The organism is Micromonospora sp. CNZ280 (assembly GCF_011759515.1).
Genome location: NZ_JAAOYP010000001.1, coordinates 2,458,184 through 2,471,814, shown reverse-complemented (window position 1 = coordinate 2,471,814; position 13,631 = coordinate 2,458,184). Strand labels below are relative to the sequence as shown.

Here is a 13,631-nt window from a genome sequence, read left to right as displayed (position 1 = left end):
CGGCCCGCCCGGTTCGGATCAGAGCAGGGTCTGACTCTTCGCCTCCATCTCGGCGGCGGCCTCCTCCTTGGACTCCCTGGTCAGCGGCTTGCCGCCGGGGGCGGGCGCCTCGCCGCCCAGGCCGTCCGTGCCGCCGGTGGCGCCCTGCGGGCCAGCGCCGCGCAGTCGGTCGTCCGGTAGCGCCAGGGTGACCAGCACGGCCAGGATGGCGATCACCCCGGCGGTCAGGAAGACCCGGTCCAGCGACTCGACGAAGGCCGTCTGGACCGCGGCGCGTACCGGGGCGGGCAGCGCCATGATGGTGGCCGGGTCGTTCACCGAGATGTCCGCGCCGCCGCTCGCCGCGACCGCGGCCTGCTCCGGCGGTGGCAGCTGGGCGATCGCCGCGGGCAGCCGGTCGGCCAGCCCGGAGGTGAGCCGGGCGGAGAGCACCGCACCGAGGATGGCCACCCCGAACGCACCGCCCAGCGACCGGAAGAAGGTCGCCGCGGAGGTGCCGGCGCCCAGGTCCCGCATCGAGACGGCGTTCTGCACGGCCAGGATCAGCGACTGCATGCAGAGACCGAGGCCGATGCCGATCACCACCATGTAGCCGAAGGCCAGCCAGAGCGAGGTGCCCACCTGCAGCTGGGTGAAGAGCAGCATGCCGACCAGCAGCACGGCCGAGCCGGCCACCGGGAACCACTTGTAGCGGCCGATCCGGCTCATCGCCCGCCCGGTGAGCACCGAGGTGACGATGATGCCGGCCATCATCGGCAGCATCAGCAGGCCGCTGCGGGTGGGCGAGGCGCCCTTGACGATCTGCAGGTAGAGCGGGATGAAGATGATCGACCCGAACATCACCAGACCGAGCACGAAGCCGGCGCTGTTGGCCAGGGCGAAGGTCCGGCTGCGGAACAGCCGCAGCGGCAGGATCGGCTCGGCGACCCGGGCCTCCTGAAGCACGAAGAGCACACCGAGCACCGCGCCGGCCACGAAGAGCCCGATGATCACGCCGGAGCCCCAGGCGAACTCGTTGCCGCCCCAGCTCAGCGCGAGCAGCAGGCAGCTCACCCCGGCGACCAGCAGCCCCGCGCCGAGCCAGTCGATGGCGTGCTCGCGGCGGGTGAACGGGACCAGCCGCATCACCCGGGAGCAGACCAGGATGGCCAGGATCGCCAGCGGCACGTTGATGTAGAAGATCCACCGCCAGTCGGTCTCGGCGAAGTAGCCGCCGACCAGTGGACCGGCCACCGAGGAGATGCCGAAGACCGCGCCGAACAGGCCCTGGTAGCGGCCCCGCTCCCGGGGCGGCACCACGTCCGAGATGATGGTGAACGCCAGCGTCATCAGACCGCCGGCGCCGAGACCCTGGATGCCGCGGGTGACGATCAGCTGGGTCATGTCCTGCGACAGCCCGGCCAGCAGCGAGCCGACCAGGAACGTGCCGATCGAGAAGAGGAAGACCGGCCGGCGGCCGAACAGGTCGGCCATCTTCCCGTACAGCGGGGTCGACGCGGTCGACGCGAGCAGGTAGGCGGTCACCACCCACGAGTAGTGGTTGATCCCGCCCAGCTCACCGACGATGGTCGGCAGCGCGGTGCCGACGATGGTCTGGTCGAGCGCGGCCAGCAGCATGCCGGTCATCAGGCCGAGCATCAGCAGGCGGATCTGGCGACTGTTCAGCGCGGGTGGGGCGTGCTCCTCCGTCGTCATCCCCGCCCCTTTCCCACCCCCCGCAGAACATGCCCCACACCGCCCACTTCCCCGGATGGGGGTCAGGCGAACTGGGTGAGGAGGGTGGTGCAGAAGGTAGGAAGGTCGGCGGGTTTGCGGCTGCTGGTGAGGTTGCCGTCGGTCACGACGGGCTCGTCGAGCCAGGTGGCGCCGGCGTTGGTGAGGTCGGTGCGGAGGCTGGGCCAGGAAGTGATCCGGCGGCCGCGCACCACGTCCGCCTCGATCAGCGTCCACGGCCCGTGGCAGATCACCGCGACCGGCTTGCCCGCCTCGAAGAACGCCTTCACGAACCGCACCGCGTCCGGATCGGTACGCAGGAAGTCCGGGTTCGCCACACCGCCGGGCAGCACCAGCCCGTCGTACCCGCCGGCGTCCACGTCGGCCGCGGCCACGTCGACGTCGTACGTCTTCGACTGGTCGAGATGGTTGAAGGCCTGGATCGAGCCGGGCTTCAGCGAGACCAGTTCGACCGTCGCGCCGGCCCGCTCGACCGCCTCGCGCGGCTGGACGTACTCGACCTCCTCCACGCCGTCGGCGGCCAGGAAGGCGATCCGCTTGCCCTGAAGTGTCGTCGCTGCCATCTGGGTGCTTCTCCTTACCGGGGTACCCGAAACCCCTTCCCGCAGCCTGGTGCCCGAAACCGTCGACGCCGGTCGGCGGTGAGTTCGCGGTCACCCGCGCCGCTCACGGCCGTCGATCGGCCGAGCCGCGCCGGGGCGGCGCCCGGCCCGGGACACCCCGCAGGTTTGACCCGCTGGACCGGGGGGACCCCGAAGGGCATGGCAGGAGCAGCAGCGGAACAGCGCCGGCTCGCCACCGTCGTGGAGAGCTGGGCGGGTCGCCCCGTCCTGGTGATCGGCGACGCCATGCTCGACGAGTGGCGGTTCGCCGAGTCCGACCGGCTCTGCCGGGAGGCGCCCGCCCCGGTCCTCACCCTGCGCCGGCGGATCTCCGCCGCCGGCGGGGCCGCGAACACCGCGGTGAACATCGCCGCGCTGGGGGGCCGGGCCGTGCTGGTCGCCCCGATCGGCGCCGACGTGGCCGGCGACGAACTGCACGACTGTCTCGACCGGGCCGGCGTCTGGGACCGTACGGTCAACCAGCCGGGCCGGCCGACGCCGGTCAAGCGGCGGATGCTGGCCGGCAACCAGATCCTGCTGCGGGAGGACTCCGGCGACCCGGACGACCCGCTCACCGACGACGGGGTGGCCCGGCTGCTCACCGCGCTGGACTGCGCCACCGAGGAGCTGCGCGCGGCCGCCGGCGGCGCCGCGCCGACCCTGGTGGTCTGCGATTACGCGCTGGGCGCGCTGCCGGCGCCGGTACGTGCCTGGCTGGTCGCCAACCGGGACCGGTACGCCACCGTGGCGCTGGACGCGCACGACCTCGCCGACTGGCGGGGCCTCGCGCCGACCGTGGTGACGCCGAGCTTCGCCGAGGCCACCCGGCTGCTCGCCCGGGCCGCCGGTGCCCGTAGCCGGGGCACCGAACTGCACCTGGACCACCCGGCCGGGGATCCGGCGGAGGGTCCCTCCGAGCTGACCGTCGGCGCCGCTCCCGGCGGCGCCGGCCTGCCCGACAGCCCGGTGCCGGACCGCCCGGACGACGCGGTCGGCCTGGCCGCCGGAGTGGGGCCGACCGGGGAGCCGACGCCCGGCGAGGGCCGGGTGGCGATGACCGGGGACGGGCTCAGCGTGACCGGCACCGGGGTGACCGTGAACGCCACGGCCGGCGAGGGGGTCGACCGCGCGGTGCTGGCCGAGTCGCGGCTGGCCGAGCTGCGCGCGCACACCGGCGCGGACGTGGTGGCGGTGACCCTGGACACCGAGGGGGCGGTGGTCGGCGGGGCCGACGGCGAACCCCGGCGCAGCCACAGCACCCCGGTGCCGGCCAGCCACGCGGTGGGCGCGGGGGACGCGTACCTGGCCGCGATGACGCTCGCCCTGGCCGCCGACGCGCCGCTGTCGACCGCCGCTCAGCTGGCCCAGCTCGCCGCCACCATCACCGTCTCGGACACCGGCACCTGCGTGTGCCGCCGGGAGGACCTGCTCGGCGCGCTCGACGTGCCGGCCGACACCGGGCACCCGGCACTGGTCGGCGCCGACGAACTGGCCACCATCACCGCCGAGCACCGCGCCGCCGGCCGTTCCATCGTGTTCACCAACGGCTGCTTCGACGTGCTGCACCGCGGCCACGTGCGCTACCTGGAACAAGCCCGGGCGCTCGGCGACCTGCTGGTGGTGGCGGTCAACTCCGACGGCAGCGTACGCCGGCTCAAGGGCGCGGACCGGCCGGTGAACCCGGTGGAGGACCGGATCGCGCTGCTCGCCGCGCTGTCCTGCGTGGACCACGTGGTGGTCTTCGAGGAGGACTCGCCAGGCTCGCTGATCGAGTCGGTGCGCCCCGACGTGTACGTCAAGGGCGGCGACTACCCGCCGGAGATGGTGCCGGAGGCCCCACTGGTCCGGCGGCTCGGCGGCCAGGTCCGCACCCTCGGCTACGTGCCGGACCGGTCCACCTCGGCGATCATCGACCGGATCCGGGCGCACGGCCAGGACCGCGAGACCGACCCGTCGCTGACGAGCAAGCGGTCGTGAACCGCCCGCTCGACCCGGGCTCGGCCGACGGGTTCCGCGCCAACCGGCTGCTCGACGTGCTGATCCCGACCCGCAACCGGCCGGCCGAACTGGCGGTCACCCTCTCCGGGCTGGCCGCCCAGGAGGGCGTGCCGGGGTTCGGGGTGGTGGTCAGCGACCAGTCCGACGACGATCCCGCCTTCATCCATCCGGCGGCGGCCACCATGGTCCGGGTGCTGCGGCACCGGGGGCACCCGGTGCTGCTGACCCGCCGGCTGCCCCGGCGCGGGCTGGCCGAGCACCGGGCCTACCTGCTGTCCGCCTCCGCCGCCCGGTACGTGCTCTGCCTCGACGACGACGTCTGGCTGGAGCCGGGCACCCTGCACCGGCTGGTCGCCGCGATCGGCGAGCTGGGCTGCGGCTTCGTCGGCAACGCGGTGCACGGCCTCTCCTACCTCGACGACGTGCGGCCGGAGACGCACCGGCACTACGAGGAGTGGATCGGCCCGCCCACGCCGGAGCGGATCCGCCCCGGCACGCCGGAGTGGGACCGGGCGCAGATCCATCCGGCGGCGAACCTGCTGCACGTCACCGGCAAGCTGGACCTGCCGCCGGGGGCGTGGCGGGCGTACAAGGTGTCGTGGATCGGCGGGTGCGTGCTCTACGACCGGGCGAAGCTGGTCGACTCCGGCGGCTTCGACTTCTGGCGGCGGGTGCAGGAGAAGCACCAGGGCGAGGACGTCGCGGCACAGCTCGCCGTGCTGGCCCGGCACGGCGGCGCGGGCATCCTGCCCAGCGGGGCGTACCACCTGGAGTCGCCCACCACGGTCACCGAGCGGGACGTGGAGGCGTGGGAGGTCGTCCTCGCCGAGACCGACGCCGCCCAGCCGGCCTGACCGCGGCGCACCGGCGGGTCAGGGCGCGCCGGGTTCCGGGCGCAGCAGCTCGCGGGCGGCCTCCAGCACCTCGACGGTCGGCACGTCGGTGACGAACGAGTCCCGGTGCGGGCACTCGCCGTCGCCGGGCCGGTGCGGGTAGATGCCGGGCGTGCAGTCCACCCCGCAGACCGGGCAGTGCACCGTCCAGGAGCTGATCGGGCGGTGCCGGCCGCGCAGCGGGTTCGCCACGTTGATCAGGTTGCCGACCCAGAAGATGCCGACCGTCGCGGTGCCCACCGCGGCGGCCAGGTGCACCGGCCCGGTGTCGTTCGACACGACCAGCTCGCAGCCGGCGTAGCAGCCGGCCAGCCCGCTCAGGCTGAGCGTGCCCACCTGCGGCCGCAGCGGCACCCCGGCCGCCGCCACCACCCGGTCCACCACGTCCTGCTCGGCGGCGGTGCCGGTGACCAGTACCTCGTACCCGTCGCCGACCAGTTCCCGGGCGACCTCGGCGAACCGCTCGGCCGGCCAGCGCCGGCGGGTGTCGGTGGCACCCGGGTGCAGCGCCACCCGGGGCCGCTCCGGCGGGCCGAGCACCTGGGCCGCCTCGGCCCGGTCCGCGTCGGTGACGGCCAGCGTGGGCACGATCGTGGTGGCCGGAGCGCCGACCAGCGCCGCCACCTCCAGGTAGCGGATCACCTCGTGCTGGTAGTAGACGTACCGGATCCACCGGTCCAGCGGTGCCGCCCCCTCGGTCCGCAGGCCGGCGGTGACCCGGGCGCCGAGCTGGCTGACCAGCGGGTTGGAGTTGGCGCCGCCGCCGTGCACCTGCAACGCCAGGTCGAAGCGTTCCTTGCGGGCCGCGGCCAGGAAGTCGTCCATCCCGGACTCCGGCTCGCCCGGCTCCGGATCGCGGATCCCGGGGGCCGGGGGCACCACCAGCACCCGGTCCACCGGGCCGGGCCGGTCGCGCCAGAGCTTCGCGTGCCACGGCGCGCCGAGCAGCACGATCTCCGCGTCCGGGTACGCGGACCGCAGCGCGTCCAACGCCGGCAGTAGGAAGAGGAAGTCGCCGAGCGCGTTGGCCCGCAGCACGGCGATCCGCTCGACGTCGGGCACGGGCTCGGCGGGCGGGCCGAGCAGGGCCGGGGTGACCACGCGGCCCCGTTACGGCCGGTCGAGCCCGCCGGCGGCGGTGTCCGGGCGGTGCAGCTCCCGGTCCGCGGCCGGATCGATCGGCGTACCCCCGCTGTCGGCGCGGAAGCCGGTGCGGCCGACGGTGATGGTGCGCGGCGCGGGCCGGGCGGCCCGGGGCAGCCGCACCCGCAGCAGGCCGTGGTCCATCACCGCGTCGATGGCGTCCGGGTCCACTCGGGAGGGCAGGTCGACGCGGTACTCGAAGCCCCGGGTCTCGAAGCCGCCGGGGATGCCGTGGTCGGCGTTCACCTCGGCCTCGGTGCGGGCGCGGACGCAGAGTTCCCGGTCGTCGAGCTCCACGGCCACCTCCTCCGGCGCCACCCCGGGCAGCCGAACGACGACCTCCCAGCCGTCGTCGGTCCCGGCCAGCTCGACCTCCGGCGGGCCGGACCGACCGCCGACCAGTCGCCGCAGCTCGGTACGGAGCGACTGCAGCTCGCCCATCGGGTCCCAGCCCTGCTGCCGTCCCCGCCAGCCGCGGCCGAACCCGCCGCCCTGTTCACTCATGCCAGCACTCCGCTTCGCTCCGTGCTGCCATGAGGCACCACCACGCTGCACCGATGATTCGCTCGCTCACGCTCGCTCACGCCGACGCCTCCCCACGGTCGCCCACGGCCCCGCCCCCGGCCGCGCCGTGCCTGCTGATCCGTCCGCCGCGCCCGCTCATCGCGCCTCGCCGACCCGGGTGGACGCCGGGGACCGCAACGAGCTGGGCGCGTTCAGGTCGGCGTCCCGGTCCACGCCGACGCCGAGCCGGTCGACCAGTTCGCCACCGAGCCAGGCGCTGATGCCGAGGATCGCCACGGCGACCACCTCGATCGCGATCAGCGCGCCGCCGGCGGCCCGGGAGTCGGCGTTGAGCCGGACCACCCAGATCGCGGCGAAGAGCAGGATCACCGCGACGTTGGCGGCGGCGTGGGTGAGCGCGACCCGCTTGGCCCGGGTGCCGCTCGGGATGGCCAGCAGGTCGACCGCGCCGGCCGCCGCGGCGAGCAGGCCGCCGATCAGGCCGACAGCGATGTTCCAGTACGCCACCTCGCCGAGGAAGTCCGGGCCGCCGACGGTGTCGATCACGTCGAAGAGAACGGCGGTGACCAGCAGGGCGACCGGGAACATCACCAGCATCGGGTGCACGGGGTGGCCCAGCACCTTGAGTCGGCTCTCCATCTCCGGGCCTCCACTGTCCGCCGGCGGGTGTGGTGAGGCGGTACCCCCGACACCGCGGGGCAAACCTCGCGCCGAGCCGCGCTGCCTAGGCTGTAGCCGAGGGCGCATCCGCGGAAGGGCGCCGCCTTGAGGGCTCAACGGACGGGGGAGGACGACGTGACGGTGGACATCACCTCGGCGGAGGAGCTGCGCGAGCTGCTCGGCAGGCCGACCGCGCGGGCCGAGGGCAAGGAGCGGACCAGCCTGCACGAGCGCGACCGGCAGTGGCTGGCACTCTCGCCGTTCTGCCTGGTCGCCACGGCCGGCGCGGACGGCAGTTGCGACGTCTCGCCGAAGGGCGACCCGCCCGGGTCCACCCTGGTGCTGGACGACCGGACCCTCGCCATTCCGGAGCGGCCGGGCAACCGGCGGGCGGACGGCTACCGCAACATCCTGGAGAACCCGCACGTCGGGCTGATCTTCCTGATCCCCGGTCGGACCGACACGCTGCGGATCAACGGCCGGGCTCGGCTGGTGCGGGACGCGCCCTGGTTCGACGACATGGTGGTCAAGGGTCACCGGCCGGTGCTCGCCGTGGTGGTGGAGATCGAGCAGATCTTCTACCACTGCGCGAAGGCGTTCCTCCGCTCCGAGCTGTGGCGGCCGGAGACCTGGCAGCCGGACGCGCTGCCGTCCCGGGCCCGGCTGGTCAAGGAGGTGGAGTACCCGGCAGCGGACCTCGCCGACCTGGAACGCCACTACGGCCCGGACTACATCAAGACCATCTACGCCTGACCCGGGCGACACGCCGGCCGCGCCGTCACAGGTGCGGCCGGCGTCCCCGCTCTCCGTCGCTTCGCCTCTCCGCGGTGCCGCGTCCGCACTTGCTAAAGACATCTTTATAAAGATAGCTTTAGGGTATGTCGCTGTCCCGGGTGAAGCTCACCGACCCGACCGCCCTGCGGGGGTACGCGCACCCGCTGCGGATGAGCCTCGTCGGCCTGCTCCGCCAGCACGGCCCGATGACCGCCACCCAGGCCGCCGCCCGGCTCGGCGAGAGCGTGCCGAGTTGCTCGTTCCACCTGCGCCAGCTGGCCAAGTACGGGCTCGCCGAGCGGGTCCCCGGCGCCAACGCCCGGGAGCGCCCCTGGCGGGCCACCGCGATGGTCACCTCCTGGGACGACACCTCCGACGACCCGGTGCTGCGCGCCGCCACCGACGAACTGACGGCCACTCAGCTGGCCCAGTACATCCGGCGCGCCGAGGAGTTCCTCGCCCGGCGGCCGGACGAGCCGGCGCCCTGGCGGGCGGTGACCGGGTTCAGCGACATCACGCTGCACCTCACCCCCGACGAGCTGGGCGAGCTGACCCGCCGGATCGACGACCTGCTCGCCGAGTACGAGGACCGGATCCCGACCCGACCAGGCGGCCCGCCGGCAGCCGCAAGGTCAGCCTGATCCACCTCGCCCTGCTGCCCGAGCCGGCCCCCGCCGTCGAGCCGGAGCCAGCGCCGGCCGCCACCACCGACGCCCCGGACCGGGGCGACGACGGCGGCGACCGCCGATGAGCGGCACCGCCGCCCCGGCCGCCGCCCCGCCCGCCGGTCCGGCCCGGCGCGGTCGACTGCCTCGGCTGCTGCGCGAGCGGGCGTTCCGCCGCTACTGGTCGGCGCAGACCGTGTCGTACTTCGGGGACGAGATCTCCACCCTGGCGCTGCCGCTGCTGGCCGTGCTCGGCACCGGCGCCGGGCCCGCCGAGATGGGCTACCTCACCGCCGCCCTGCTCGCCCCGAACCTGCTCTTCTCGCTGCTCGCCGGCGCCTGGGTCGACCGGTACCCGCACAAGCGGCGGGTCATGATCCTCACCGACCTCGGCCGGGCGCTGCTGCTCGCCACCGTGCCGGCGGCGTACCTGCTCGACCTGCTCGCCCTGCCGCAGCTCTACCTCGTCGCCTTCGGCGTCGGCACGCTCGCCGTGCTCTTCGAGGTGGCCCGCGGCCCGCTTTTCGTGTCGCTGGTGCAGCGGCGCGACTACGTCGACGCGAACACGCTGATCAACGGCAGCCGGGCGATGTCCCTGGTCGCCGGACCGAGCATCGGCGGTGTGCTGGTGCAGGTGCTCACCGCGCCGATCGCCCTGCTCGCCGACGCGCTGTCGTACGTCGTGTCCGCGTACTTCCTGGCGCGGATCCGGCCGACGGAGCCGCCGCCGGCGCGCGGCGGCGGCCTGGGAATCGGCGCCGGGCTGGGGTTCCTCGCCCGGGTGCCGATGATGCGCGCGATCCTGCTCGGCACCACCACGGTGAACCTGTTCAACTTCATGTTCGTGGCGCTCTTCGTGCTCTACGCCACCCAGGAGCTGGGCCTGGCACCGGGCATGCTCGGCCTGGTGCTCGGCGCCGGCGCGGTCGGCGGGCTGTGCGGGGCGGCGGTCACCGGGCGACTGACCCGGCGCTTCGGCATCGGGCCGACGCTGGTGGCCAGCTTCGTGCTCTTTCCCGCTCCACTGCTGCTCGTCCCGCTCGCCGGCGGCCCCACGCCGCTGGTGCTCGGCATGCTCTTCGCCGCGGAGTTCCTCTGCGCCGTCGGGGTGATGCTGCTCGACATCGTCTCCGGCTCCGTGCAGACAGCGCTCACCCCGGACGCGCTGCTGGCCCGGGTGACCGGGGCCCGGCGGACCGTCAACTACGGCATCCGGCCGATCGGCGCGCTCATCGGCGGCGCGCTCGGCACCGCCCTCGGGGTACGCGAGGCGCTCTGGATCGCCACCGCCGGCGCGCTGACCGGGGTGCTCTGGGTGCTCTTCTCCCCCGTCCGCCGGCTGCGCGACCTGCCCGAGCAGGCGACCTGAGCCCTGCCGCCGCCACCCGGCTCGGCAACGACCCACCACCGGCGGCGTCCCGGGCCCCGACGGCTCCGGACGTCAGTTCCGCACCGAGAAACACCGACCCTTGAGGGCGATCCAGCCCCTCGTCGGCGGCGGCGCCGTGCCCGGTTGGACGGCCGGATGTGCGGCCTGGGCATACAGGGTGATGCCGTGCGCCCCGGGCCCGAACGCCGCCCCGGTCACCGGTGGCAACCGGTGGACGAACGCCTTGCGGGCCCGGTCGTACCTCATCCGCACCTCGCCGCGGTATTCCGAGCCGCTGACCCAGTAGCTGAGAGTGACGACACTGGTGGCCACATCCAGGCCCGGCGCGTCCACCCGCACGATCACCTCGGGCCGCTCCGGCGGGTCGGGCGGTGGGCAGCCGAGCGGATCCACCCGGTCCGGAGACGCGGTGAGAGCCCGGATAACCGGTGGCGGGTGGATCACCACCCGGGTGGGGCTGGCCGATGTGGACGGAGGCGTCGGGGTCGCGGTCGCGACGAGCGCGACGGTCGGCGCACCCGACGGCGACCTGGATCCGGCGGGGCTGACGGACGACTCGCCGCCCTGCCGCCGCTGGTCGAAACAGCCGACCAGGGCGGGCAGCAGGAGCAGACCCGTGGCTGCTGCGGCGGCCCGCCGGCGGCGTCGCGCGGCGGTCATCGGGACGCGGAGACGATCGTCGGCATGCGGGAAGGATAGGGCCACGGCCGGTCACGACCCAGGCCGCTCAGCAGGAACGATGGCGCTGACCTCGAGCGGCAGCGGCTACCCGAGCAGGCGCATCGCCACCGTCCCCTCGGCGGTGCTGGTGACCGCACCGGTTGCCGGGCCTTCTACCTTGATGGCGCCGCGGTCGGGGGCACTCGGTCGGCCCATCCCGCGGCGACCACTGCAACATCGAGGAGGTCAGCGACTCCGACGTCGACGGCTGGGGAGGCAACAGCCCCGGTCCCGACAAGGTGCGACAGTTGCTGCGGGAGCACAGCTACGACTGCTGACCCGCCGCCGCACAGGCGGCTGGTCCCGGTCGGGCCGCCGTCCGTGCTCGACTGCCGGGCGCGACCCGGTGCGGACCGTCCCCACCTTCAGTCGAGCCAGCGGGCCTCGTCGCCGACGCGAACCTGACCGGGTGACTCGACGGCGGCGTACACGCCGAGGGTGTTGCCGAGTTCGCGGGCGACCCAGCGCAGCACCGCGGGGTCGTGCGGGACGCTCGGGGTCTCCTTGGTGATCATCACGCACCGGTCGCAGCCCTCGGTGAAACGCAGCCGCAGCGCGCCGATCGCCATCCGGCGACCGAGCCAGTCGTGCTCGGGGCGACCGGTTCCCGGCACGCCGTCCAGCACCAGGTTGGGCCGGAACCTGGTGGCGTCGATCGCGCTCTCCGGCAACGCCCGGGCGAGGCTGCGCAGCGTGGTGGTGGTCAGGACGTGCAGCGCGGCGTCCGGCTTGTCCGGTCGGTGCCCGGCCAGGGTGACCTTGGCGTTGACCGCGGCGCTGAGCCGGGCGTCGGCGTCGGGCGCGTCGGAGCGGAACCGCTCGCCGTCCGGCAGGACCAGCTCGGCCACGTCCCCGCCCACCGCGACGGCCCGCACCCGCATGAGCTCCGGGATCGCGCCGGCCCAGGTGACCTCGTCCCGCTCGTCGCGCACGGCGACCACCCGGTCGCCGTCGATCCCGTACCCGCCGATGGTGGCGGTGGTGAGGGGCTCGCCGCCCACCGACTTCACCGGATACCGCCACAGTTGATCGACCCGCATCCGGCCCCCATCGATCGTGCTGGACGTGCCGTCGTCGATCGTAGCCAAGCCGGTGGCCGCGAGCGCGCGCCGGACATCGGCGCACCCGGCGCGGAGCCGGGCCGGATGGCCCACTGGCGTCGGCGCGCCGGGCGCTGGCGGGCCGGGCGCCGGCTAGCGAAGGTGTTGGACGAGCTGGATGGGGTTGCCGTCCGGATCGGCGGTCCAGGCGATCAGGAGCCGGTCGAGCCATCTGTGCGGGGCGGCCAGGGCCGGAGCGCCGCCGGCGGTCAGTTCCGCGTACGCGGCGGCGGTGTCGTCGGTCCACAGGATCACCGCGGCCCGCTGACCCTCCGGCACCGGGTCCAAGCCGTGGTCGTCCCGGGTGGACGCGACCGAGGCGATACCGATCTTGTAGCCGTCGAGCACCAGGTCGACGTGGATCGGCTCGCCCTCGGTCGGCACCCGGAAGGTCTCGGTGAACCCGAGACGCGAGTAGAACTCCGCGGCGCGCGGGACGTCCTCGCTGAACAGGATGACCTGAGGGGTTCGAAACATCGACACGACCGGACGCCTCCTCGTCGACGAACTGGCGGCTACTCGTTCACCGGCAGGTCATGGAACCACGGCCGGGACGATGCGGGCACCAGCAGCAGGACGACGAGTGCCGCTCAGGGCGCTCGGGCGGTACGCCGTCGCCGGTGTTGACGCCGGAGCAGCACGGCGGCAGCCCGCAGCTCGTGCCGGTCCTCGGCGACCCACACGGTAGCGTCACGGCGTCGCCGACCAGGAGGACCGCGCTGAGCGCGCGCCACGACGAACTCACGGCGGCGTGGGAGGCGCAGACCCGACGGATCGAGGAGCGGACCATCGCGGCCGTCGAGGACGCGTACGGGGTCGAGGTCGTGCAGCACTGGTTCGTGCCCGACGAAGGATCGGACCGGGTCGAGGTGCGACTGCCCGACGGCCGGGTGGCGGACGACTGCATGCTCAAGGCGGCCGACGACGTGCTGACCCTCGACTGCCCCGGAGGCCGGTAACCGGCGGCGATGTGCCGCAAAACGCGGGAGCGACGGCGCCTGTCTGGATGAACCTGCGTGCGGGCCTGCTCGGTGACCACCTGGCCGTTGCCGGTCGCCGGGACGAGACGGTCCCGGACCATCTGGGCCGGCGCTACTGAGGCAGGTCAGCGGCAGCCGCAGCGCGCTCGTAGGCCAGGGTGAGCTCGGCGAGGACGCCGTCGGCGGGTTGTGGACGGCCTTCGAGGTGAATGGCGCGGAGTTCGTCCATGAACCTCTGCCACATGTCCGGACCGCCGTCGGCGAGAAGTTGGGCGCGGATCGACAGCTCGGGTGTCGTGGGGAGCCATCGAGAACCCCAGGCACCGAGCTGCGCCATGACCGGGACGAGTTCGATCGCCGCCTCGGTGAGCCGATAGTCGATCTTCTGTCGGTGGCTCGGGTCGTCGTGCCGACTGAGCAGGCCCGCGTCCACGAGCTTCGACAGGC

At 74.0% G+C, this 13,631-nt stretch carries 15 protein-coding genes; 6 read left to right on the top strand and 9 right to left on the bottom strand.

What is annotated here, in order from left to right:
• Positions 1-18: 18 nt before the first annotated feature.
• Positions 19-1,695: an MDR family MFS transporter gene (locus FHX32_RS11760; protein ID WP_167180964.1), complete on the bottom strand. Its 1,677-nt coding sequence runs from the start codon at positions 1,693-1,695 to the stop codon at positions 19-21.
• A 62-nt stretch (positions 1,696-1,757) separates the two neighbouring features.
• Positions 1,758-2,297, bottom strand: coding sequence for a type 1 glutamine amidotransferase domain-containing protein (locus FHX32_RS11755; RefSeq protein WP_167180962.1), 540 nt, complete (start codon positions 2,295-2,297; stop codon positions 1,758-1,760).
• Between the two features lie 198 nt (positions 2,298-2,495).
• On the opposite strand from FHX32_RS11755, the gene rfaE2 reads away from it, so the two are divergent.
• Positions 2,496-4,313, top strand: a complete 1,818-nt coding sequence (gene rfaE2 / locus FHX32_RS11750; RefSeq protein ID WP_167180961.1) for a D-glycero-beta-D-manno-heptose 1-phosphate adenylyltransferase — start codon at positions 2,496-2,498, stop codon at positions 4,311-4,313.
• Positions 4,310-5,188: a glycosyltransferase family A protein gene (locus tag FHX32_RS11745; RefSeq protein ID WP_167180960.1), complete on the top strand. Its 879-nt coding sequence runs from the start codon at positions 4,310-4,312 to the stop codon at positions 5,186-5,188. Before rfaE2 ends, FHX32_RS11745 begins: the two co-directional genes overlap by 4 nt.
• A gap of 18 nt (positions 5,189-5,206) precedes the next feature.
• Here the strand turns inward: FHX32_RS11745 and FHX32_RS11740 are convergent, their stop codons facing one another.
• From FHX32_RS11740 to FHX32_RS11730, 3 genes are all read right to left on the bottom strand, one after another.
• On the bottom strand, positions 5,207-6,328 hold the full coding sequence (locus FHX32_RS11740; RefSeq protein WP_167180958.1) for a glycosyltransferase family 9 protein: 1,122 nt from the start codon (positions 6,326-6,328) through the stop codon (positions 5,207-5,209).
• A 9-nt stretch (positions 6,329-6,337) separates the two neighbouring features.
• Complete coding sequence (locus FHX32_RS11735) at positions 6,338-6,874, bottom strand: Hsp20/alpha crystallin family protein (RefSeq protein ID WP_167180957.1); 537 nt, start codon at positions 6,872-6,874, stop codon at positions 6,338-6,340.
• A gap of 156 nt (positions 6,875-7,030) precedes the next feature.
• Entirely contained in the window at positions 7,031-7,534 is a 504-nt protein-coding gene (locus tag FHX32_RS11730; protein WP_167180955.1) for a DUF2231 domain-containing protein, read from the bottom strand.
• 156 nt (positions 7,535-7,690) lie between these two features.
• On the opposite strand from FHX32_RS11730, the gene FHX32_RS11725 reads away from it, so the two are divergent.
• The 3 genes from FHX32_RS11725 to FHX32_RS11715 all read left to right on the top strand — a co-directional run bounded on the left by FHX32_RS11725 (position 7,691) and on the right by FHX32_RS11715 (position 10,363).
• Complete coding sequence (locus tag FHX32_RS11725; protein WP_167180953.1) at positions 7,691-8,308, top strand: pyridoxamine 5'-phosphate oxidase family protein; 618 nt, start codon at positions 7,691-7,693, stop codon at positions 8,306-8,308.
• A 125-nt stretch (positions 8,309-8,433) separates the two neighbouring features.
• A complete protein-coding gene (locus tag FHX32_RS11720) occupies positions 8,434-8,970 on the top strand; it encodes a winged helix-turn-helix domain-containing protein (RefSeq protein ID WP_486481011.1) in 537 nt (178 codons plus the stop codon).
• A gap of 106 nt (positions 8,971-9,076) precedes the next feature.
• The gene (locus FHX32_RS11715) at positions 9,077-10,363 is read left to right on the top strand and encodes an MFS transporter (RefSeq protein WP_167180951.1); all 1,287 of its coding nucleotides are present in this window, start codon (positions 9,077-9,079) and stop codon (positions 10,361-10,363) included.
• Positions 10,364-10,435: 72 nt separating this feature from the next.
• Here FHX32_RS11715 and FHX32_RS11710 read toward each other — a convergent pair whose 3' ends face one another.
• The 3 genes from FHX32_RS11710 to FHX32_RS11700 all read right to left on the bottom strand — a co-directional run bounded on the left by FHX32_RS11710 (position 10,436) and on the right by FHX32_RS11700 (position 12,681).
• On the bottom strand, positions 10,436-11,044 hold the full coding sequence (locus FHX32_RS11710) for a hypothetical protein (RefSeq protein ID WP_167180949.1): 609 nt from the start codon (positions 11,042-11,044) through the stop codon (positions 10,436-10,438).
• Between the two features lie 425 nt (positions 11,045-11,469).
• Complete coding sequence (locus tag FHX32_RS11705) at positions 11,470-12,144, bottom strand: MOSC domain-containing protein (RefSeq protein WP_167180947.1); 675 nt, start codon at positions 12,142-12,144, stop codon at positions 11,470-11,472.
• A gap of 153 nt (positions 12,145-12,297) precedes the next feature.
• A complete protein-coding gene (locus FHX32_RS11700) occupies positions 12,298-12,681 on the bottom strand; it encodes a VOC family protein (RefSeq protein ID WP_486481097.1) in 384 nt (127 codons plus the stop codon).
• 143 nt (positions 12,682-12,824) lie between these two features.
• Between FHX32_RS11700 and FHX32_RS11695 the strand changes: the two genes are divergently transcribed.
• Entirely contained in the window at positions 12,825-13,163 is a 339-nt protein-coding gene (locus FHX32_RS11695) for a hypothetical protein (RefSeq protein WP_167180943.1), read from the top strand.
• Positions 13,164-13,296: 133 nt separating this feature from the next.
• Here FHX32_RS11695 and FHX32_RS11690 read toward each other — a convergent pair whose 3' ends face one another.
• Positions 13,297-13,617: a winged helix-turn-helix transcriptional regulator gene (locus tag FHX32_RS11690; RefSeq protein WP_208418048.1), complete on the bottom strand. Its 321-nt coding sequence runs from the start codon at positions 13,615-13,617 to the stop codon at positions 13,297-13,299.
• Between the last annotated feature and the right edge of the window lie 14 nt (positions 13,618-13,631).

Bases quoted from the DNA above. Each gene is read 5' to 3' on its own strand.
- FHX32_RS11760 (WP_167180964.1), bottom strand. From the start codon at position 1,695: ATGACGACGGAGGAGCACGCCCCACCCGCGCTGAACAGTCGCCAGATC.
- FHX32_RS11755 (WP_167180962.1), bottom strand. From the start codon at position 2,297: ATGGCAGCGACGACACTTCAGGGCAAGCGGATCGCCTTCCTGGCCGCC.
- rfaE2 (WP_167180961.1), top strand. From the start codon at position 2,496: ATGGCAGGAGCAGCAGCGGAACAGCGCCGGCTCGCCACCGTCGTGGAG.
- FHX32_RS11735 (WP_167180957.1), bottom strand. From the start codon at position 6,874: ATGAGTGAACAGGGCGGCGGGTTCGGCCGCGGCTGGCGGGGACGGCAG.
- FHX32_RS11730 (WP_167180955.1), bottom strand. From the start codon at position 7,534: ATGGAGAGCCGACTCAAGGTGCTGGGCCACCCCGTGCACCCGATGCTG.
- FHX32_RS11720 (WP_486481011.1), top strand. From the start codon at position 8,434: ATGTCGCTGTCCCGGGTGAAGCTCACCGACCCGACCGCCCTGCGGGGG.
- FHX32_RS11715 (WP_167180951.1), top strand. From the start codon at position 9,077: ATGAGCGGCACCGCCGCCCCGGCCGCCGCCCCGCCCGCCGGTCCGGCC.
- FHX32_RS11710 (WP_167180949.1), bottom strand. From the start codon at position 11,044: ATGACCGCCGCGCGACGCCGCCGGCGGGCCGCCGCAGCAGCCACGGGT.
- FHX32_RS11705 (WP_167180947.1), bottom strand. From the start codon at position 12,144: ATGCGGGTCGATCAACTGTGGCGGTATCCGGTGAAGTCGGTGGGCGGC.
- FHX32_RS11700 (WP_486481097.1), bottom strand. From the start codon at position 12,681: ATGTTTCGAACCCCTCAGGTCATCCTGTTCAGCGAGGACGTCCCGCGC.